This is a genomic window from Tardiphaga sp. 862_B3_N4_1, from assembly GCF_051811085.1.
Lineage (GTDB): Bacteria > Pseudomonadota > Alphaproteobacteria > Rhizobiales > Xanthobacteraceae > Tardiphaga > Tardiphaga robiniae.
Genome location: NZ_JBPWQB010000002.1, coordinates 1,611,423 through 1,631,862, shown reverse-complemented (window position 1 = coordinate 1,631,862; position 20,440 = coordinate 1,611,423). Strand labels below are relative to the sequence as shown.

Annotated in this window: 22 protein-coding genes; 11 read left to right on the top strand and 11 right to left on the bottom strand. The window is 62.8% G+C overall.

What is annotated here, in order from left to right; genetic code table 11:
* Positions 1–15: 15 nt before the first annotated feature.
* Positions 16–615 carry a nucleotide exchange factor GrpE gene (gene grpE, locus AB8B02_RS24995; protein ID WP_175369366.1) on the bottom strand — a complete coding sequence of 200 codons (600 nt, stop codon included), beginning with the start codon at positions 613–615 and terminating at the stop codon, positions 16–18.
* Between the two features lie 105 nt (positions 616–720).
* Positions 721–1,809: a heat-inducible transcriptional repressor HrcA gene (hrcA, locus tag AB8B02_RS24990; RefSeq protein WP_068730256.1), complete on the bottom strand. Its 1,089-nt coding sequence runs from the start codon at positions 1,807–1,809 to the stop codon at positions 721–723.
* Positions 1,810–1,962: 153 nt separating this feature from the next.
* Between hrcA and rph the strand changes: the two genes are divergently transcribed.
* From rph to hemW, 3 genes are read left to right on the top strand one after another with little or no spacing between them, the layout of a single operon-like run.
* The gene (gene rph, locus AB8B02_RS24985) at positions 1,963–2,685 is read left to right on the top strand and encodes a ribonuclease PH (protein WP_093757824.1); all 723 of its coding nucleotides are present in this window, start codon (positions 1,963–1,965) and stop codon (positions 2,683–2,685) included.
* 35 nt (positions 2,686–2,720) lie between these two features.
* Positions 2,721–3,356, top strand: coding sequence for an RdgB/HAM1 family non-canonical purine NTP pyrophosphatase (gene rdgB / locus AB8B02_RS24980; protein ID WP_439065440.1), 636 nt, complete (start codon positions 2,721–2,723; stop codon positions 3,354–3,356).
* Complete coding sequence (gene hemW, locus AB8B02_RS24975; protein WP_093757822.1) at positions 3,343–4,506, top strand: radical SAM family heme chaperone HemW; 1,164 nt, start codon at positions 3,343–3,345, stop codon at positions 4,504–4,506. Before rdgB ends, hemW begins: the two co-directional genes overlap by 14 nt.
* Before the next feature lie 3 nt (positions 4,507–4,509).
* Here the strand turns inward: hemW and AB8B02_RS24970 are convergent, their stop codons facing one another.
* Positions 4,510–5,736 carry a penicillin-binding protein activator gene (locus tag AB8B02_RS24970; RefSeq protein ID WP_093757821.1) on the bottom strand — a complete coding sequence of 409 codons (1,227 nt, stop codon included), beginning with the start codon at positions 5,734–5,736 and terminating at the stop codon, positions 4,510–4,512.
* 225 nt (positions 5,737–5,961) lie between these two features.
* Here AB8B02_RS24970 and rsmI point away from each other — a divergent pair, with 225 nt between their 5' ends.
* The 3 genes from rsmI to gshB are packed head-to-tail and all read left to right on the top strand — an operon-like array spanning position 5,962 to position 8,296.
* On the top strand, positions 5,962–6,918 hold the full coding sequence (gene rsmI / locus AB8B02_RS24965; protein ID WP_439065439.1) for a 16S rRNA (cytidine(1402)-2'-O)-methyltransferase: 957 nt from the start codon (positions 5,962–5,964) through the stop codon (positions 6,916–6,918).
* Positions 6,905–7,318, top strand: coding sequence for a YraN family protein (locus tag AB8B02_RS24960; RefSeq protein ID WP_439065438.1), 414 nt, complete (start codon positions 6,905–6,907; stop codon positions 7,316–7,318). The genes rsmI and AB8B02_RS24960 overlap by 14 nt, the downstream gene beginning before the upstream one ends.
* A 36-nt stretch (positions 7,319–7,354) precedes the next feature.
* Positions 7,355–8,296 carry a glutathione synthase gene (gene gshB / locus AB8B02_RS24955; protein WP_439065437.1) on the top strand — a complete coding sequence of 314 codons (942 nt, stop codon included), beginning with the start codon at positions 7,355–7,357 and terminating at the stop codon, positions 8,294–8,296.
* 12 nt (positions 8,297–8,308) lie between these two features.
* Here the strand turns inward: gshB and AB8B02_RS24950 are convergent, their stop codons facing one another.
* Positions 8,309–8,491 carry a hypothetical protein gene (locus tag AB8B02_RS24950; RefSeq protein ID WP_439065436.1) on the bottom strand — a complete coding sequence of 61 codons (183 nt, stop codon included), beginning with the start codon at positions 8,489–8,491 and terminating at the stop codon, positions 8,309–8,311.
* Between AB8B02_RS24950 and AB8B02_RS24945 the strand changes: the two genes are divergently transcribed.
* Positions 8,490–9,470 (top strand): MBL fold metallo-hydrolase, encoded by a 981-nt coding sequence (locus AB8B02_RS24945; RefSeq protein ID WP_439065435.1) that lies wholly within the window; start codon positions 8,490–8,492, stop codon positions 9,468–9,470. The two genes, AB8B02_RS24950 and AB8B02_RS24945, sit on opposite strands and share 2 nt — an antisense overlap.
* A gap of 72 nt (positions 9,471–9,542) precedes the next feature.
* On the opposite strand, the gene AB8B02_RS24940 is transcribed toward AB8B02_RS24945, so the two are convergent.
* A complete protein-coding gene (locus AB8B02_RS24940) occupies positions 9,543–10,577 on the bottom strand; it encodes a diguanylate cyclase domain-containing protein (RefSeq protein WP_439065434.1) in 1,035 nt (344 codons plus the stop codon).
* Positions 10,578–10,759: 182 nt separating this feature from the next.
* Here AB8B02_RS24940 and AB8B02_RS24935 point away from each other — a divergent pair, with 182 nt between their 5' ends.
* The 4 genes from AB8B02_RS24935 to AB8B02_RS24920 all read left to right on the top strand — a co-directional run bounded on the left by AB8B02_RS24935 (position 10,760) and on the right by AB8B02_RS24920 (position 16,386).
* A complete protein-coding gene (locus tag AB8B02_RS24935; protein ID WP_439065433.1) occupies positions 10,760–12,298 on the top strand; it encodes a YifB family Mg chelatase-like AAA ATPase in 1,539 nt (512 codons plus the stop codon).
* A gap of 107 nt (positions 12,299–12,405) precedes the next feature.
* Positions 12,406–12,876 (top strand): hypothetical protein, encoded by a 471-nt coding sequence (locus AB8B02_RS24930; protein ID WP_439065432.1) that lies wholly within the window; start codon positions 12,406–12,408, stop codon positions 12,874–12,876.
* Positions 12,877–13,050: 174 nt separating this feature from the next.
* Positions 13,051–15,297: an ATP-binding protein gene (locus tag AB8B02_RS24925; protein ID WP_439065431.1), complete on the top strand. Its 2,247-nt coding sequence runs from the start codon at positions 13,051–13,053 to the stop codon at positions 15,295–15,297.
* 138 nt (positions 15,298–15,435) lie between these two features.
* Positions 15,436–16,386: a GNAT family N-acetyltransferase gene (locus AB8B02_RS24920; protein WP_439065938.1), complete on the top strand. Its 951-nt coding sequence runs from the start codon at positions 15,436–15,438 to the stop codon at positions 16,384–16,386.
* Positions 16,387–16,390: 4 nt separating this feature from the next.
* On the opposite strand, the gene coaA is transcribed toward AB8B02_RS24920, so the two are convergent.
* The 6 genes from coaA to AB8B02_RS24890 are packed head-to-tail and all read right to left on the bottom strand — an operon-like array spanning position 16,391 to position 20,419.
* The gene (gene coaA / locus AB8B02_RS24915) at positions 16,391–17,344 is read right to left on the bottom strand and encodes a type I pantothenate kinase (protein WP_309941501.1); all 954 of its coding nucleotides are present in this window, start codon (positions 17,342–17,344) and stop codon (positions 16,391–16,393) included.
* Positions 17,345–17,372: 28 nt separating this feature from the next.
* Positions 17,373–17,693 (bottom strand): phosphoribosyl-ATP diphosphatase, encoded by a 321-nt coding sequence (locus AB8B02_RS24910; RefSeq protein ID WP_089263096.1) that lies wholly within the window; start codon positions 17,691–17,693, stop codon positions 17,373–17,375.
* Positions 17,694–17,741: 48 nt separating this feature from the next.
* Complete coding sequence (hisF, locus tag AB8B02_RS24905) at positions 17,742–18,503, bottom strand: imidazole glycerol phosphate synthase subunit HisF (RefSeq protein ID WP_439065430.1); 762 nt, start codon at positions 18,501–18,503, stop codon at positions 17,742–17,744.
* A 10-nt stretch (positions 18,504–18,513) separates the two neighbouring features.
* Positions 18,514–19,245: a 1-(5-phosphoribosyl)-5-[(5-phosphoribosylamino)methylideneamino]imidazole-4-carboxamide isomerase gene (gene hisA / locus AB8B02_RS24900; protein WP_439065429.1), complete on the bottom strand. Its 732-nt coding sequence runs from the start codon at positions 19,243–19,245 to the stop codon at positions 18,514–18,516.
* The gene (hisH, locus tag AB8B02_RS24895; protein ID WP_439065428.1) at positions 19,242–19,892 is read right to left on the bottom strand and encodes an imidazole glycerol phosphate synthase subunit HisH; all 651 of its coding nucleotides are present in this window, start codon (positions 19,890–19,892) and stop codon (positions 19,242–19,244) included. The genes hisA and hisH overlap by 4 nt, the downstream gene beginning before the upstream one ends.
* Positions 19,889–20,419 (bottom strand): DUF2628 domain-containing protein, encoded by a 531-nt coding sequence (locus tag AB8B02_RS24890; protein ID WP_089263100.1) that lies wholly within the window; start codon positions 20,417–20,419, stop codon positions 19,889–19,891. The genes hisH and AB8B02_RS24890 overlap by 4 nt, the downstream gene beginning before the upstream one ends.
* Between the last annotated feature and the right edge of the window lie 21 nt (positions 20,420–20,440).

The following is a 20,440-nucleotide window of genomic DNA, read 5'->3' as shown; positions in this document are numbered from 1 at the left end:
TCCTACTACACAGCTTTATTCCGACGCTACAGGTGCAGCCTTGGCGCCGCCCTTCGACACGCCGACCAGCGCCGGGCGCAGCACGCGCTCGCCGATGGTATAACCGGCCTGCACGACCTGAACGACGGTGCCCGCAGGCACGGAAGCATCGGGCACTTCGTACATCGCCTGCTGGAAATTCGGATCGAACTTCTCGCCCGACGGATCGAACTTCTTCACGCCGTTCTTTTCCAGCGTGTTGAGCAGCGAACGCTCGGTAAGCTCGACACCTTCGAGGAGCGCCTTCAGGCCCGGATCGGCCGCGGCCTTGGTGTCGGCAGGCACGGCGTCCAGCGCACGCTGCAGGCTGTCGGCGATATCGAGCACTTCGCGCGCGAAATTGGCGATCGCATAGGTGCGGCCGTCCGCGACTTCCTTCTGGGTCCGCTTCCGCAGGTTTTCCATCTCCGCCAGCGTGCGCAGCATCTTGTCGCGCGATTCCGCTGCTTCCTTGGTCAGGGCCTCGACCGAATTCGGTTCCGGATCGTCCGGCATGATGTAGGGCTTGGAGACCACCGGATCGGCGGCCGCTGCCGTCTTGTCCTGATTGTCGTTCTGCCCATTGGAATCAGTCATCACGCTGCCTTCTCAAAAACACGCCAAAATGGTGGGATTGCTGAGCGGGATATCGGGGTTTGAGCGCCGAAAATCAAGCACAACCGGCCGGATTCGGCCGATCTGTCAGCCCCCGAGCATGCGGCTGACGATGCGCGCCGCGTAATCTACCATCGGGATCACCCGCGCATAGTTCAGCCGGGTCGGCCCGATGACACCGAGAACGCCGACAATATGGCCGGCGCCATCGCTGTAGGGCGCAATGATCGTGGACGAGCCGGACAGCGAGAACAGCTTGTTTTCCGAGCCGATGAAGATGCGGACACCTTCGGCCGTCTCCGCCCTGCCGAGAAGGTCGATCACCTCGCGCTTGGCTTCGAGATCGTCGAACAGGAGGCGAACGCGTTCAAGATCCTCCAGCGCATGGAGATCCTCGAGCAGATTGGCCTGGCCACGCACGATCAGCTGCCGATCGTCCTTCTCGCCACCCGACCAGCTGGCAATGCCGGCGGCAATGACCTTCTGGGTCAACTGATCGAGCTCGATCTGGTTCTGGGTCAGCGCCGTCTCCAGCTCCAGCCGGGCCTCAGCCAGCGTGCGGCCGCGAATCCGGGCATTGAGGAAGTTCGACGCCTCGTTCAGCGCCGACGACGGCACGCCCGGCGGCAGGGTCAGCACGCGGTTTTCGACCTGGCCATCCTCGGCAACCAGCACGACCAGCGCCTTTTCGGGCTCTAAACGGACGAATTCGATGTGTTTCAGCCGCACATTGGACTTGGCGGTCAGAACCACCGCCGCCGCGCGGGTAAGTCCGGACAGCTGCGTCAGCGCCTCGCCGAGCGCCGCCTCCACCGTCTGCGAGCGCCCCACAGAAGACAGTTGCTGCTGGATCGATTGCCGCTCCGGCTCGGTGAGGTCACCGACCTGCATCAAGGCATCGACAAAAAACCGCAGTCCGAGTTCGGTCGGCAGCCGTCCTGCAGAGGTATGCGGCGCATAGATGAGGCCGAGCTGCTCTAGGTCCGACATGACGTTGCGGACCGAGGCCGGCGACAGCGGAACCGTGATCAGGCGCGAAATGTTGCGCGAACCGACAGGTTCGCCGGTGGCGAGATAGCTCTCGACGATCTGCCGGAAGATCTCACGCGATCGCTCATTGAGCTGGGCGAGCCCGGCATGCGGCGAAATCAGGCCGATCGGATCGTGGTGGGCCACAGGGTACTCCTTGAGAACCTAATCTGTCGCCCCGAGCCCCCGGATACAAGCACCATTGCGGTTGTGGAACCTGCCCTGCCCTTGCCGCTACGCTCCGTGCCCCCTAAAAGCACCGCGAACAGGCTTTCTCTGGACATTTGGAAGGATTTTCTCATGCGGCCAAGCCGTCGTGCGCCCGATGAACTGCGTGCCGTGTCGCTGGAACGCGGCGTGGTCAAATATGCCGAAGGTTCCTGCATGGTGAAATTCGGCGACACTCATGTGCTGGTGACCGCCACGCTGGAAGAGCGCCTGCCGCCATGGCTCAAGGGCCAGGGCCGCGGCTGGGTCACCGCCGAATACGGCATGCTGCCCCGCGCCACGCTGGAACGCACCCGCCGCGAAGCCGCATCCGGCAAGCAGGGCGGCCGCACCGTCGAGATCCAGCGCCTGATCGGCCGCTCGCTGCGCGCTGCCGTCGACCTCGAAGCGCTCGGCGAACGCCAGATCACCATCGACTGCGACGTGATCCAGGCCGATGGCGGCACCCGCACGGCGTCGATCACCGGCGCATGGGTTGCGCTGGCCGATTGCATCTCGTGGATGAAGAACCGCAACATGTTCAAGAACGGCGGCGGCAACGTGCTGCGCGACAATATCGCGGCGATTTCCTGCGGCATCTATCAGGGCACCCCGGTGCTCGATCTCGATTATGCCGAAGATTCCGAAGCCGACACCGACGCCAATTTCGTGATGACCGGCGACGGCCGCATCATCGAGGTGCAGGGCACCGCCGAAAAAACGCCGTTCACGCAGGACGAGTTCCTGAAGTTGATGGCACTGGCGCAAAAGGGCGTCGGACGTCTGGTTGAACTCCAGAAAATGGCCATCGCGTGATTCCGCAAGTCATCAAGCAGGCGTAGACTCGCATCATGCATCGTCGAATCACTGGGAAGCTCGTCATCGCCACCCACAATCCCGGCAAGCTTGCCGAGATGCGCGATCTCCTGGCGCCCTATGGCATCGAAGCAGTATCGGCCGGCGAACTCGACCTCGCCGAGCCCGACGAGACCGGCGACACCTTCAAGGCCAATGCCGCCATCAAGGCGATTGCCGCGGCCAATGTCGCGCAATTGCCGGCCTTCGCGGATGATTCAGGCCTCGTCGTCGATGCCCTCGACGGCGCACCCGGCATCTTCTCGGCGCGCTGGGCCGGCGAGTCCAAGGACTTCACCGGCGCGATGACGCGGATCGAACGCCTGTTGCAGGAGCGCGGCGCGACCTCGCCTGACAAGCGCACCGCGCATTTCGTCTCGGCACTCTGCGTGGCGTGGCCCGACGGTCATCTCGAGGAAGTCGAAGCGCACGCCCATGGCACGCTGGTCTGGCCACCACGCGGCACTGCCGGCTTCGGCTACGATCCGACATTCCTGCCCGATGGTCACACCCGCACCTATGGCGAAATGACCGCGGTCGAGAAGCACGGGTTGCCGCCACTCGGCGAAGGCCTGTCGCATCGCGCCAGGGCATTCGTGAAACTCGCGGAGATCTGCCTTGAATCCCGCTGACGCACAGCAGGACGCTTTCGGCGTCTATGTGCACTGGCCGTTCTGCCTGTCGAAGTGCCCGTATTGCGACTTCAACAGCCACGTCCGTCATCACGCCGTCGACGAAGTACGTTTCGCGCGGGCCTTCGCACGGGAGATCGAAACCACGGCTGCCCGCACGCCCGGCCGTACGGTGACGTCGATCTTTCTCGGCGGCGGTACGCCGTCGCTGATGCAGCCACAAACCGTCGGCGCTATTCTCGATTCGATCGGTAAATACTGGAACGTCGCCTCCGACGTCGAAGTATCACTCGAAGCCAACCCGACCTCCGTCGAAGCGACGCGCTTTCGCGGCTATCGCGAGGCCGGCGTCAACCGCGTGTCACTTGGCGTACAGGCACTCGACGATGCGTCGCTGAAGTCGCTCGGACGTTTGCATACGGCGCGCGAGGCACTCGATGCCGTGGCCATCGCGCGCAGCGCGTTCGATCGATATTCGTTCGATCTGATCTATGCGCGCCCCGACCAGACCCCGCAGATGTGGACCGACGAACTCAAGCTCGCGATCTCGGAAGCCGCCGAACATCTGTCACTGTATCAGCTGACCATCGAGGAAGGCACGCCGTTCTTCGGATTGCACGCCGCCGGCAAACTCAAGACACCCGACGAGGGCCTCGCGCGTACGCTTTATGACGTGACGCAGGAGGTCTGCGCGCAGCAGGGCCTGCCGTTCTACGAGATTTCAAATCATGCCCGCCCCGGCGCGGAGTGCAAACACAATCTCGTCTATTGGCGCGGCCAGGAATATGCCGGCATCGGGCCTGGCGCCCATGGCCGCCTTGACATCGACGGTGTCAGACATGCCATCGCCACCGAAAAGCGGCCGGAAGCCTGGGTAATGCGCGTGGAAGACAACGGCCACGGTGTCACATCGGATGAGTTGCTCAATAGCGAAGAACGCGCCGACGAATATCTGCTGATGGGCCTGCGCCTTGCCGAAGGCATCGATCCCGCACGCTATCAGATGCTATCCGGCCGCGCGCTGGACGAGAAACGTATCCAGATCCTGCGCGAGGAAGGCGCCATCGTCGTGGAACAGAACGGTCGCCTGCGCGTGACGCAGGAGGGCTTCCCTGTGCTCGATGCTGTTGTGGCAGATCTGGCGGCGTAGGCGCTAAGCCCCGAAGCTCTTTGGCGAGCCCGCCACGGCCTGACCACCACCCGACGCGACCTTCATCACGGCGAGGCCGCGATCGTTACCGCCATCGCTGCGGAACCGGAACAGGCCATCGATGCCGGCAAAGCCTGATGGATTGGTGAGCGTTTCAGGTGCGAAGCGCTGTCCGCCCTGGGTGCGCGCCAAAGCGGCGACCAGCGCCACCGCATCGTAAGCAAGCGTCGCTGTACGCACGGGATCGCCGCCATATTTCGCGCGATAACGGCCGGCAAATGCACGAAACCCTGCGGGATCCGGCGCGGCATAGAGCCCGCCCTGCAGCGCGGCGCTGTTGAAGACGCGCGGATTGTCCCACAGGCCCGTGCCGAGCAATTGCACATTGCGCAGATTGGCACCGGCCGCGGTCAATGCATCGGCCGTTGCCACAACCGCGTCGCCATCGTCAGCAATGAACAACGCGTCGGCGCCGGTGAGCGATGCGGCGATGTTGCGTGCTGCGCTGGAGCGGTCAGCACCATAGCGCTCAAAAGCGACGACGCGGCCACCCTTGCGCGCGACGGCCTGCTTGAACGCAACTTCGACCACATTGCCATAGGCGTTCTCGGGCAGCATCGCCGCAAAGGAGCGTTTGCCCGTGCCCGCGGCGTAATCGACGATGCGATTGACGTCGGACTCGGGCAGGAAGCTGAGCAAATAGACACCACGGCCGGCGACGCTGGAATCGGTCGAGAACGCGATCACCGGCACGTTGCGCGCGCGCGTGAGCTGCGCGGTGGCCGGCACTGACAGCGCAAACAACGGTCCGAGAATGATTTCGGATCCTTCGTCGAGCGCCTGCTGGGCGGCCTGCTGCGCGCCCTGCGCGCTGCCATTGTCGTCCTTGATCAGGAGTTGAATGCTGGGATTCTGGAATTCGGTGAGCGCCATTTCGGCGGCGTTCTTCATCGACTGCGCGGCGACGCCAGCATTGCCGGAAGCCGACAGCGGCAGGATCAGTCCGACTTTCGTGCCCCCGGTGCCGATGGCTTGCGACTGCTGCGCCGGTCCGGCAGGCGGTCCCGACGGCGCCGTCGGTCCGGTGCCAAACGCATTGGTCAGCGTCGATTGCACACCCGCGCAGGCCCCGAGCAGCGGCGCGCCCAGCAGCAGGCCGACAGCCGTCCGCCGTGTTGCGCCCGACGTCGCGCCCTTGGTCCCGGATTTGGGGTCGAACGGATCCGCCATCACTTCTCTTCTTTCGGCCGTATCAGATCGGCCCGCCTCGTCACCCACTATATAGTGTGAGGCGCGGATTCAGACATATTGTCGGCAATAAGTTAACCAAAACAAAAGCTTTATGTCTGGCATACCCCGTCACCGCGGCCGGATTAGCACGACGGGAATGAACCATGGCCAAACGCCGAAAAAACGGCTGTCCCCCTTTGGCGCAATTCGCTCTACATTGTCGCCATGCGCGCAACACCCCTCTCCTCATCGACTGCTGACGCCGCGGCACCATCGGCCCGGACCTTCACGGTCTCCGGCCATCTGCTCATGGCACCGAAAGCTGTTCCGGGGCTGCATCTCGTAGCCACGCCGATCGGCAATCTTGGCGACATCACACTGCGCGCGCTGGAGACCCTGGCGGGGGTCGACATCATCGCCTGCGAAGACACCCGCATCACCCGCCGCCTGACCGAGCGCTACGGGATCACCGGCACACTCAAGCAATATCATGAGCACAATGCCGAACAGGCACGGCCAAAAATTCTTGAAAAGCTGTCGCAGGGCGCGTCCATCGCGCTGGTGTCGGATGCCGGCACGCCACTGATTTCCGACCCCGGCTTCAAGCTGGTGCGGGAAGTGACCGCAGCAGGCTTCAATGTGATTTCACTGCCGGGGCCATCCTCGGTGCTGGCCGCGCTGGCCGTCTCTGCCCTGCCGACCGATCGCTTTTTCTTCGAGGGCTTTTTACCGTCGCGGCAGATGGCGCGGCGATCCCGCCTGACCGAGCTGGCTGCCATCGATGCCACGCTGGTGATGTTCGACTCCGGCAACCGCGTGCAGGATACGCTGGCCGATCTCGCGGACATCATGGGCAACCGCGATGCGGCGATCTGCCGCGAACTCACCAAGATGCATGAAGAGATCAATCGTGGACCCATTGTCGATCTGGCCAAGGGGGCCGATGGGCTGGAGACCCGCGGTGAATTCGTGCTCGTCATCGGGCCACCGGCTGCGGATGCGCAGGCCATGACCGAGGACGATCTCGATGCCCTGCTGCGCAGCTCGTTGCAGCGCGACAGCGTCAAGGATGCGGTGGCGCATGCGGTCGAACTGTCCGGCCGGCCGCGCCGCGCCGTCTATGCCCGCGCGCTGGAACTGGCCAAGGAGATTCACAGGGACTCAGGCGATGGCGAAGACTGACAAAGTCTCCGCCCCGAAGCCCGCAGCCAAGCCGGCTGCGCCGGAGCGCGTCGCCGCGTTCAATACCGGCCTCTCCGCCGAAAGCTGCGCTGCCGCTTTGCTGCTGGCCAAGGGCTACCGCATCCTCGCACGCCGCTTTCGCACGCCCCATGGCGAGATCGACATCGTTGCCAGGAAGCGCAGCCTGATCGCCTTTATCGAAGTGAAGGCCCGCGCCAGCCTGGACGAGGCCGCCTATGCGGTGACGCCCCGCCAGCAGGCCCGGATCATGGATGCCGCCCAAGGCTGGCTGATGACGCATCCCGAACATGCGGAATTCGACCTGCGTTTCGACGTCGTGCTGATTGCGCCAAGACATTTGCCACGCCATCTGTTAGCGGCATTCGACGCCAGTACCTGAGTTTTCGCTTTCCCGACCACAATTCCGGACCCCAGCATGACCTTGAACGTCGCCGTCCAGATGGACCCCATCGCGCGCATCAATCACAAGGGCGATTCGACCTTCGCGATGCTGCTGGAAGCCCAGAAGCGTGGCCACAGACTGTCCTATTATACGCCGGACAAGCTCTCGCTGCGCGGCAATGACGTGGTGGCGCCGGTGCAATCGCTGTCGGTGCGCGACGTCGAAGGCGATTACTTCACCCTCGGTGAGCCCACCCGCACCACCATGGAATCCTTCGACGTGGTGCTGCTGCGCCAGGACCCGCCATTTGATCTCGCTTACATCACCTCGACGCATCTTCTGGAGCGCATCCATCCGAAGACGCTGGTTGTCAATGATCCAGCCTCGGTGCGCAACGCGCCGGAGAAGATCTTTGTGATGGGCTTCTCGGATCTGATGCCGCCGACGCTGATCTCGCGCGACAAGGACGAGATCAATGCATTTCGTGCCGAGCATGGCGCCGTGGTGATGAAGCCGCTGCACGGCCATGGCGGCGCAGCGGTGTTTCGCGTGCTGCCGCAGGACATGAATTTCGGTTCGCTCTACGATCTGTTCTCCGTGACCTTCAAGGAGCAGTGGGTCATCCAGCGCTTCCTCCCCGAAGTGAAGCATGGTGACAAGCGCATCATCCTGATCGACGGCGAATTCGCGGGTGCCGTGAACCGCGTGCCGGCTGAAGACGATTTGCGCTCCAACATGGTGCGTGGCGGCGCCGCCAAGGCCACCGAACTCTCGCCGCGTGAGCGCGAAATCTGCGAACGTGTCGGACCGGCACTGCGTGATCTCGGTCTGCTGTTCGTCGGCATCGACGTGATCGATGGCAATCTCACCGAGATCAACGTGACGTCGCCCACGGGCATTCGCGCCATCGCCAAGCTTGGCGGACCGGATGTCGCGGCGCGGGTCTGGGACGTGATCGAAGCGAAGCGGAAGTAAACTCCGCTCGCGTCACTCGCTGCGCTGCGTCAATACTTGACGCAGCAGTTTGAATTCCATTTGTCGCAATTCTCCGCCTGCTGCTTTTGCTTGCCAGTCATGGACGGCAAGCGCAGCATGCCGATGCACGCTCGACCAATCGAGCGGCCCGTTACATGTGGCGGCAAGCAAAAGCATATCAGTGGAGAAACGCATGACTTCAGAAGTTTCGCGAAGGTCCCTGCTCTCGCTCGGCGCTGGTTTGGGCGCAAATCTTCTCGCTCCCGGCCTCATCGGCAGCGCATCGGCCAAGGCACCAAAGCTCGGCACACAGGCGCCCTACTTCCACCGTTTCATGTTAGGCAGCGCGGAAGTCACCGTTGTCTCCGACGGACCTTTGCCGCTCGGCGATCCCTCCGGCACATTCGTCGGCGTACCCAAGGAAGACGTGCAGAAGATGCTGACGGATAATTTCCTCAGCAGCAGCAATGTCGTGCTCGAACAGAACGCGCCGATCATCAACATGGGCGACAGACTGATCCTGTTCGACACCGGCATGGGCACGTCGCAACTGTTCGGCAACACCACGGGTCGCCTGCAGAAAAGTATGGCCGAAGCCGGTATCAAGCCCGGCGATATCGATGCCGTGGTGTGCTCGCACGCCCATATCGATCATATCGGCGGCATCGTCGATGCCAATGACAAGGCGCTATTTCCCAACGCGCAGATCTATCTCAGCGAGGAAGACTTCAAGTTCTGGACCGACGAAGGCAAGCTCGGTTCGCCGCTCAAGGACTTCATCGTCCATGCGCGCAAGAACCTGCTGCCGGTGAAGGATCGCCTGGTGTTCTTCAAGGACGGCCAGGAGTTCCTGCCCGGCGTTACCGCCATGCATGCGCCGGGCCATACGTTCGGCCACCACATGTTCATGATCCAATCGGACGGAAAGTCCTTCGCGTTCCTCGGCGACCTCACCCATCATCAGGTGCTGTTGCTGGAGAAGCCGCGCATGGAGTTCGCCTATGACTCCGATCCGAAGATGGCGGCAGCGACGCGGGTGAAGATGCTCGACATGCTCGCAGCCAACAAGACCGCCGTGATGTCCTATCACTTTGCCTGGCCGGGTTATGGCCATGTGGTCAAATCGGGCGACGGCTTCCGCTATATCGCCGAGCCGATGGTGATGAATCTCTAGCGGAAATCCTGCGACTTTCCTGCGGCGATCTTGAGACAGTGACCGCCGCAGGAATTCCGCATCAATTTATCCTCACGCCGCGGATGAGGCGTCCCTCGGACGTCTCTCCGCGCCGCGTTTGTAGATCCGGAACGTGCCACGTCCGGCATCCTTCGCCGCATAGAGCGCCGAATCGGCCATGGCTGCCAATTGCGATGACGTGCAGTTATCGGCCAGCGCGATGCCGACCGATGCGCCAACCCGTAACTGTTGTCCGCGATGATCAATCGGCAGTCCCAACTGCGTGACGATCGCACGCGCCGTCTCCGAGGCTTCCTCGAATTCCGCGTGAGGCCCCAGCAGAACCGCGAATTCGTCACCGCCGAGTCGTGCGACCAGTTCCGCACCGGCACAGATGTTGCGAATTCGATTTGCAACGACGGTCAGGCAGGCATCGCCCGCTGCGTGGCCGAAACAGTCATTGACCGGCTTGAATTCATCGAGATCGATCAACAGCAGCGCGCCGAACGGCTTCACCTTGATGGCCGACGCCGCATCGAACAGCGACAGCTTGGTTTGAAACTGGCTGCGATTGGCGAGGCCGGTCAGCGTATCGAATTCGGCAAGATAGCGATTGCGATCCGCCAGAATTTTCTCTTCGGTGATGTCTTGCTTCATGCCGAAGATGCGGACGGCAACGCCGTCGACCGACTCGACAGTGGCCGTGATCCTGATCCAGCGCCGGTTGCCCTTGAAGGTGATGATCTCCGCATCGAGACTGAAGCCCGTGCGATCCTCGATGGCCTTGCTGCGCCGCTTCGTCAGTTCCCTGACGGATTCTTCGGGATAACAGGCGAGCGCCTCCTCGCGAATCGGCGTCGAGCCACGCGGTAGATCGAAGATGTCATAGACAACATCGGTCCAGACCAGCGATTCATCGGAGAGGTCGCATTCCCAGACGCCGATTCGCGCTGCCGCCGAGGAGCGATCGAATATCTTCCGGCTATGCGCCAGCGAAGCAGCCTGTTGATCGATGATGGCCTGCTGGACTTCGATCTGCGCCTTCAGCGCAGCGATCAGGTCGGCGTCATCCGGAGCGTCTGGCGGCATCGACAAGCGATCTGACATCTGCGGGCACCCAGTCTTCGTCTCGAAGCTCATAGGATGCTTTGCATGACGTGTTTAAGATTTTCTACGCCAATGGCCTACTTCAGCCAAAACCGGCATACTTTACCGCTACATTTCGTTCACTGATTGTTCTTGAAGTAGAAGCAACCTTAGGTTACGCTCTCATCTCGAATGAGGGCGGCATGGTTCAACGGGTTTCCACCGTAGCCTTTGAGGGGATCGAGGCCCGCGCGGTCGACGTGCAGGTTCAGGTCGTGCCCGGCCTGCCGAATTTCCTGATCGTCGGCCTGCCCGACAAGGCGGTGTCCGAAGCGCGCGAACGGGTCCGTGCCGCGCTGGTCGCCTCGGGTCTGGCGCTGCCGGCACGGCGGATCATCGTCAATCTCGCGCCCGCTGACTTACCCAAGGAAGGCAGCCATTACGATCTGCCGATCGCGCTGGGATTGATGGCCGCGATCGGCGCGATTCCGCCGGATGCATTGACGGGCTTCACCGTGCTCGGCGAACTCGGTCTCGATGGCTCGCTCGCTCCGGTCGCCGGCGTGCTGCCGGCTGCCATCGGCGCCAATGCGCGCGACGAGGGATTGATCTGTCCGGCGGCTTGCGGGGCAGAGGCGGCCTGGGCCAGTCCCGATATTCAGATCATTGCCGCGACGTCGCTGATCCAGATCGCCAATCACTTCAAGGGCACGCAGGTTCTGTCGCGGCCGCAGCCGAAGATACATGCGCGTGAGGAAACACTGGTGGATCTGCGCGACATCAAGGGACAGGAAAGCGCCAAACGCGCGCTGGAGATCGCTGCCGCCGGCGGCCACCATCTATTGATGGCGGGATCGCCAGGTTCCGGCAAATCCATGCTGGCGGCACGGCTGCCATCGATCCTGCCGCCGCTATCGCCGGCGGAACTCCTCGAAGTCTCAATGATCGCGTCGGTGGCCGGCGAGATCAAGGACGGTGCGCTCACCTCACGCCGGCCGTTCCGCGCACCGCATCATTCCGCCAGCATGGCCGCACTCACCGGCGGCGGGTTGCGCGCGCGGCCGGGCGAGATTTCGCTGGCGCATCAAGGCGTGCTGTTTCTCGACGAACTGCCGGAGTTCGATCCGCGCGTGCTGGATTCGCTGCGCGCGCCGCTTGAGAATGGCGAGGTGGCGGTCTCGCGCGCCAATCACCGCGTCACCTATCCCGCGCGATTCATGCTTGTTGCTGCGATGAATCCATGCCGCTGCGGTCACGCTTTCGAGCCGGGCTTCTCCTGCAAGCGTGGCCGCATCGATCGCTGCACCTCGGATTATCAGGCGCGCATCTCGGGCCCCTTGATGGATCGCATCGATCTGCGCATCGAAGTCCCGGCGGTGACCGCGGCGGATCTCATTCTGCCGCCACCGTCGGAAGGTTCCGCCGAAGTCGCGGCGCGTGTCGCCGCCGCGCGCGATCTGCAGACCATGCGCTATGCGGCGGCGGGATTGCCGGGCACACATACCAATGCCTCCGCGCCCGCCTCTGTGTTGGAAACGGTTGCGCAGCCGGATGCGCAGGGGCTGATATTGTTGCGCGATGCCGCCGAAACGATGCGACTGACCGCGCGCGGTTATCACCGCGTACTGCGCGTGGCGCGGACGCTGGCGGATCTCGACGGCGCCGAGAAAATCGGGCGGCTGCATCTGGCCGAGGCGTTGTCTTATCGCGCGCTGGCGGAGGACGTTCGCCGCGCGGCGTGAATTTCCGGCAACGCCCCTGATGTGGACGTCAACGCGATAGTAACGAGTTTTGTTTACGCTCTGCTCACCATAACCCCGCGTTACGGGGCCAGGGCGAGTACCGTGTCATGCTGCGTTTCAAGATTTTAGCCTCGACGATTCCCCTGGCGCTGGCAGCCTTTCTCGCCCGCGGCGATCTCGTAGCCGGCACGCATCCCTGCATCTCCACCGGTGAGACCAGCGTCCAGATCGCCACCATGCCCTGGCAGGCGCAATCGCATGTCAGCTTCACCAGCGATCCCTTTCAGGCGACCGTCCGTGTGCAAATCGTCGATAGTGCTGACACCGCCGACTTCGTCGTACTTGATGATGTCGATGCCGCGGAACCGGATGCTTGTCCCGTCACTGCTGCGACGCGCTTCATCCGCATTGCCGACACATCCGCGAGTTCGGAACCCGTCATCTATCTGTCGGAGGAAGGTGACGCCGACCACCGGATCTTCGTGAAGTCTCGCAGCTTCACGGCGCGTGATGCCGCTGCGCTGATCGTCAGTGCCCACAGCCGCAGCCCGGCGCGGATGGCAGCGGCCAGCCTCTAGGCCGCGCATTAACGCTTCATCAACCATGTCTGCGCGGGCAAATTCAAAACTGCCACCGCGCAAGCACTTGGCAACAACATACCCGCATTGTTTCTGATATCTGCGATCGCCTGATCGCGGCCTGTATTCGCGTGCAATCGCGAGCCATGATGTGACAAGCCGGAGTGCTGATCTGTGGCGAAAGGTGTCTTCCGGATCAAGGTCTACTTCCGCCGCTTCGCGCGCCGTTTTCCGTGGCTTGCTTTTGTCATCCGCTCCTTCGTGATGTTCTCGGCTGCCTTCGGTGGCGCCTATGGTTTCATCTCAGGTTCGACCTCGAAAGACTCAGGTTACGACCCGCACGCTTTTGCGATCGGCGCCAGCTTCCTGTTCGCGCTGGCCTGCGTCGCCCTGGCCACCATGAGCATCCGCATGCGCTTCATGGGCAAACGGATGCGCAAACTGGCTGCGCATAATGAAGCCTTGGTCGACCGGAACTGGGAATTGAAGGAAGCCGAAGAGCGCGCGCGCAGCCTGTTCGAAGCGCAAGGCGACCTGATCGTAATCCGCAACAGCGAAGGCTGCATCACCTTCGTCAACGATGCCTATTGTGCGCTGGCGGAACAATCACGCGAAGCATTGATCGGCAGCCGTTTCGAACTCACGCTGCTGGAGCAGGGCGATATCGCCAACGAGCCCAACGGCACCAGCATGCACGATCAGAAGATCGCCACGGCGACCGGTCCGCGCTGGATCGCCTGGCGCGAAGGTCTGGTGCGGATCGATGCGGGCCAGCCCGCCGAGTTGCAATGCGTCGGCCGCGATGTCACCGACCGCACCCAGACCGAGCGCGCCCTCGGTGAAGCGCGCGACCATGCCAATGCCGCCAACCGCGCCAAATCGCGGTTCCTCGCGATGGCGTCGCATGAAATCCGCACGCCGCTGAACGGCATTCTCGGCATGAGCGGCTTGCTGCTCGATACGCCGCTGACACCCGAACAGACCACTTACGCCAAGGCCGTGAAGACCTCCGGCGAGGCGCTCCTGTCGCTGATCGAGGAGCTGCTGGATTACTCCAAGATTGAGGCCGGCAAGATCGATCTGGAACATCGCCCCTTTGCACTAGCCGGATTGATCGAGGACATCACCGAATTGCTGGCGCCGCGTGCGCAGGCCCGCAATCTCGAAATCGCGGCCTATGTCGACGAGCGACTGCCGCTAACAGTGATGGGCGATGCGGCGCGCCTGCGCCAGGTGCTGCTCAATCTCGCCGGCAATGCCATCAAGTTCACGGCGACCGGCGGCGTGGCGCTGATCGTTGAGCCCGGCATCTGGCCGAACGAAATCTCTTTCCTGGTGCGCGACACCGGCATCGGCATCGCGCCGGATGCGCAGCAGCGCATCTTCCGCGAATTCGAACAGGCAGACGAGGGTACCGCGCGCCACTATGGCGGAACGGGTCTTGGCCTCAGCATCAGCGAGCGTATCGTCAAGCGCATGAACGGCCGCATCACGCTACAGAGCACGCTCGGTGCCGGCTCGACATTCGAAGTATCGATCCCGCTCGCCGTATCTGACAGCGGCACCGCGACTTTCATGGCACCCGATCTTACCGGCCTTTCGGTGATGCTGGTGGCGCCGCAGACCATCGAAGCCTCACTGACGGCCCTGCGGCTCGGGCGCTGGGGGGCACAGACTTGCACCGTGTCCGATATTGCCGTCGCGCAAGCCCTGCTACCCGAACGGTCGTGGCATGCCGTCATGATCGATCGCGCTCTTGGTGCTGACGCTGCCGAGCAGCTTGCGAACGCTGCAATTCCGCACGCGCTGCGACGGATCGTACTGTTCACGCCGGCGATGCGTCATGAGCTGCAGCCTACAACACCGAGTGCGTTCACCGGCTATCTGGTGAAGCCACTGCGTGCGACCTCGCTCGCCGCGCGTCTGACATTGCAGACGGACTCACCGACAATCGCCGCCGATGATCCGTTGGATCGTGATCCGGCCACATCGGAACCGACGGCGGCGATGGCACCCAGCCTCTCGATCCTAGTCGCCGAAGACAACGAGATCAACGCGCTACTGATGCGCTCGTTGCTGACGCGGCTGGGCCACAAGCCCGTCGTGACCACCAATGGCGAAGAGGCACTGGAATCCTGGCTCGCCTCCGACTCCGCAGGCACGCCCTATGATCTCGTCCTGATGGATATCCAGATGCCGAAGCTCGACGGCATCGAGACCACCAAACGCATTCGCGCGCGCGAGGCCGGTCAACGCGTCAGGCGGACGCCGATCCTGGCCCTCACAGCGAACGCACTGGTCGAAGATCGCTATGCCTGTTTCGAGGCCGGCATGGACGGCTTCCTAATGAAGCCGCTGGACCGCGACAAGCTCGCCGAAGCCCTCAAGGGACTCGCCAAGACTCGGCACGTCGCCGCCTAGCAGCTCCACCTTCGCTGTCACACCCCCGCAACACGCCCGTCACACGGCTGTTGAGCGCCCGTGATGTCTGGTGCGGATAAGCCGCATCGATGATTCGCGTGATGCCTGCGGCACAAGGCGATTGAGTTGGGGATGGCCATGCACGGCAACGAACTGGTGCGACCGAAGCAGGGTTTCATGCAGATGTTGCGGCCCCAGAACATGAGCGCCGCCGCGCAGACGGCGATCACCTGGTTCAAGCCGCCGCTGCATCTCGATCCGGCCAACGGTATTCCCGTCGCCACGAGTTCGCTGGGCCGGATGGGTCCGCTCGAAGTTCGCCTCGCGCAGGACAAGCGCGACGTGAAGCGCGCGCAGCGTCTGCGCTACAAGGTATTCTACAAGAACGGCACCGCGATCGCCGACGCCGCCACTATGCTGGCACGCCGCGACAAGGATGCATTCGACAAGATCTGCGATCACCTTCTCGTCGTCGATCACGATGCCAAGCCCACACTGTCCGGCAAGCAGCCGGTGGTCGGCACCTATCGCCTGCTACGCCATGAGGCTGCCATGCAGAATGGCGGCTTCTATACCGATAGCGAATTCGATCTGTCGGGGATGATCGAGCGCCATGCCGGTCTGCGGTTTCTCGAACTCGGTCGCTCCTGCGTGCTGCCGCGCTACCGCAACAAGCGCACCGTCGAATTGCTGTGGCAGGGCATCTGGAGCTACGTGCGGCAGAACAAGTTCGACGTCATGATCGGCTGCGCCAGCTTTGAAGGCACCGATCCGGATCGCCTCGCGCTGCCGCTGTCGTTCCTGCACCACAATGCGCGTGCCCCCGAGGCCTGGCGCGCCCGCGCGCATCCGTCGCGCTATGTCGAGATGAACCGGATGGCCGCGGATGCCATCGACACCAAGGCGGCGCTTCGTGCGCTACCGCCACTGATCAAAGGCTATCTACGGATCGGCGCCATGATCGGCGACGGCGCCGTGATCGATCATCAGTTCGGCACCACCGACGTCCTGATCGTGATGCCGGTGACGTCGATCGGCGCACGCTATATCGAGCATTTCAGCACGGACGCCTCACGCCACGCGGCGTAATCGCTTAGAGGCGGCGCAGCGCGACGTTTTCCACCACGTGATCCGCGCCCTTTTTGAGGATAAGCGTCGCACGCGGTCGCGTTGGCAGGATGTTGTCTTCGAGATTGGCGAGGTTGGTGCGCTCCCAGATCGCCAGCGCCGTCGCCGTCGCTTCTTCATCCGACAGCAATGCGTAGCGATTGAAGTAGGATCGCGGATCGTGGAATGCGGTGTCGCGCAGCGCCAGGAAGCGGCGCACGTACCAGTCGCGCAGCACCGGTTCGTCGGCATCGATATAGACGGAGAAGTCGAAGAAGTCGGAGACTACAGGCACGGCCTTGCCGTCGCGCGGCAGACGCCCGGTCTGTAGCACGTTGACGCCTTCGACGATCAGGATGTCGGGCTGATCGACCTCGACCCACTTGTTTGGGACCACGTCGTAAGTGAGATGCGAATACACAGGCGCGCGGACGGCATTGCGGCCGGCTTTGATGTCACTGAGAAACTGTAGCAGCGTCGGCAGATCGTAGCTTTCGGGGAAGCCCTTCTTCTGCATGATGCCTTCGCGCTCGAGCACCGCGTTCGGATAGAGAAAGCCGTCGGTGGTGACGAGATCGACCTTGGGCCGCGGCGACCATCTTGCGAGCAGTGCCTGCAGCACGCGGGCGGTAGTCGACTTGCCGACCGCCACCGACCCGGCGACGCCGATGATATAGGGCATCTTGCGATCCTCGATGCCGAGGAACCTGCGCTGCGCGTAATACAGACGTTGCGTCGCCGTGACATAGATCGAGAGCAGGCGGGACAGCGGCAGGTAAATCTCTTCGACCTCGCGCAGGTCGAGGCGATCATACATCGAACGCAGGGCGGCGATCTCGCCGGCCTCCAGCGTCATCGGCGTATCGTCGCGCAGCTTGGCCCACTGCTCGCGCGAGAAATTCCGATAGGGATTGTATTGTTGGTCTGCCCGCATATCCATGAAGCGGTCCCCGTTGTGATCGACGCTGTTACTCGCTCTTGCGCGACGCTTTCTCTTGCAGTCCGGATTGGGACGTGCGCTGACCGAGCGCCGCCTCGACCTCCTGAATCGTTACGCCGCGCGCTTTCAGCAGCACCAGCAGATGAAACAGCAGGTCGGCACTTTCATTGATCAGATTGGTGCGATCGTTCTCGACCGCCGCGATCACGGTTTCGACCGCTTCCTCGCCGAATTTCTTGGCGCAATGCTCCGCGCCCTTGTCGAGCAGCTTGCGGGTATAAGACGCGTCGCCACCCGCCGCCGCGCGGGCGTCGATGGTGTCGGCGAGATCGTGAAGCGTAAAAGCCATTTCGGCGCCTTGTTGGCTGGGCAGCGCAGACTCCTGCCAGAGATTGACCTAGGGGTCGAGCCGCATCGGCAGTCCGGCCCGGACCATATGCTCCTTGGCCTCGCGAATGGTAAATTCCCCGAAGTGAAAAATCGAGGCCGCCAGCACCGCGGTGGCGTGGCCGCTCCTGATACCTTCGACCAGATGATCGAGATTGCCGACGCCGCCCGAAGCGATCACCGGTACGCCGACGCTGTCGGCGATGGCCCGGGTCAGTTCGATATCGAAGCCGGAGCGGGTGCCGTCGCGATCCATCGAGGTGAGCAGGATTTCACCCGCGCCCAATGACACGACTTCCTGGGCAAACTCGATCGCATCGATGCCAGTCGACTTGCGGCCGCCATGGGTAAAGATCTCCCAGCGCGAGCCGGACCGTTTGGCGTCGATCGCCACCACGATGCACTGATCGCCGAACTTCTCGGCGGCTTCCTTGACGAACTGGCGATTGGCCACCGCGGCCGAATTGATCGAGACCTTGTCGGCACCGGCGCGCAGCAGCGTCTTGATATCGTCCACCGTACGCACCCCACCGCCGACCGTGAGCGGCATGAAGCAGGCTTCAGCGGTGCGACGCACCACATCCATCATGGTACCGCGGTTTTCGTGGGTGGCGTTAATGTCGAGGAAAGTGAGTTCATCGGCGCCAGCCGCATCATAAGCGATCGCAGCCTCGACGGGATCGCCGGCATCGCGCAGGTCGACGAAGTTGATGCCCTTCACCACGCGTCCATCCTTGACGTCGAGGCAGGGGATGACGCGGACTTTGAACATGGCTCGGTCCTTATGCCGCCTGCTTGATGAGTTTCAGCGCCTCGGCCGGATCAATCCGCCCGTCATACAGCGCACGGCCGGAGATCGCGCCTTCGAGCTTCGCAGCACGTGGCTCAAGCATGGCCTTGATATCATCGATGGAGGCGAGACCGCCCGAGGCGATCACCGGAATTGAAATCGAATCTGCCAGCGCAATCGTCGCATCCCAATTGATACCCTTGAGCAGACCGTCGCGCGCGATATCGGTGAAGATGATGGCGGCGACGCCAGCATCTTCAAAACGCAGCGCGATTTCCAGCGCAGTGACGGTCGAGGTCTCAGCCCAGCCTTCGACGGCAACCTTGCCGTCGCGGGCATCGAGGCCGACGGCCACCTTGCCAGGGAATTTCTTCGCGGCTTCCTTCACGAGCGCGGGATCGCGCACCGCAGCCGTGCCGATGATGACGCGGGTGATACCTTTGGAAAGCCAGGCTTCCACCGTCTTGAGATCGCGAATGCCGCCGCCGAGCTGCACCGGCATCTTGATGACCTTCAGCATCGACTCCACAGCCTGCGCATTCACCGGCTTGCCGGCAAAGGCGCCATCGAGATCGACGACATGAAGATATTCGAAGCCTTGGGTCTCGAAGTCGCGCGCCTGTGCTGCGGGATCGAGGTTGAACACAGTGGCGCGCGCCATGTCGCCCTGCTCAAGGCGAACGCACTGGCCGTTTTTCAGATCGATGGCGGGAAAGAGAATCACGGCTTCCACTTCAGAAAGTTCGAAATCAGAGCCAGCCCGAAACGCTGGCTCTTTTCGGGATGAAATTGCGTACCGATCGCGGTGTCCTTGCCGACGATGGCAGTGATAGGACCGCCGTAGTCGGCGCGTGCCAGCACATCGGCCTCGTTGACCGCGTTCAGGTGATAGGAGTGCACGAAATAGGCGTGTCGACCCTTCGGGCCGAGCGGCAGGCGCTCCAGCACGGCGTGCTCACGCACCATATCGAGCGTATTCCAGCCCATATGCGGGATCTTCAGATTCTCTTCGCGCGGCTGGATCTTCTCGACATCGCCGGCGATCCAACCCAGCCCGTCGGTCGTGACGTGCTCCTTGCCCTTGGTCGCCATCAGCTGCATGCCGACGCAGATGCCGAAAAAAGGTCGAGCCTTGTCGCGCACCGCTTCGGTCATCGCCTCGACCATGCCGTCCAGCGAATCCAGTCCCTTGCGGCAATCCGCAAAGGCGCCGACGCCGGGCAGCACGATGCGATCGGCGCGGAACACCGCTTCGGGATCGCGCGTGACGATGATTTTCTCCGGCACATCCATGCTGCGCGCGGCGCGCTCGAACGCTTTCGCTGCGGAGTGCAGGTTGCCGGAGCCGTAATCGATAATGGCAACGCTCACCGTGTCACTCCCGGTTGCGGGAATAACCCGATGATGTCGTTTTGCGCCGGAGACGGCGGACGTGAGAAAGACTGGCTGGGAACGTGACGGGTCGGCGGCGGACCGCCGCGATCGCTCGCCCACTGATCGTTGACTGCGTTGTGCTGCGCGGTCCAGCGATCGAAGAAGCGACGCTCGGCGGCATCCTTGTTATCGGCGACGACCACATCAAGCTGACGCCACTTGCCGCGCGACAGCGTCCAGCGGCGCAGGCTGGCGGCCTCGAAGCCCATCAGCAGCGCGAACAGCAGCATCACGACGAAACGGGCGCCGAGATCGACCTTCAACATCGACAGCGCGACTTCGCCGGCGATCGACAGCACGACATAGCCGAGCAGTGCCCACCACAGCCGATGATAGATCAGCCAGATGAGGCCGGCGACGAACGCCCAGAAATGGAATCCATCGCGCACGAACTCGAACTTGTCCGTTGCCGCAAACGGCTCAGGGCCGGCACCGCGAGGCGCATGAACTGTGTAGACCGGCATGGCAAACTCCGCCCGAAACCA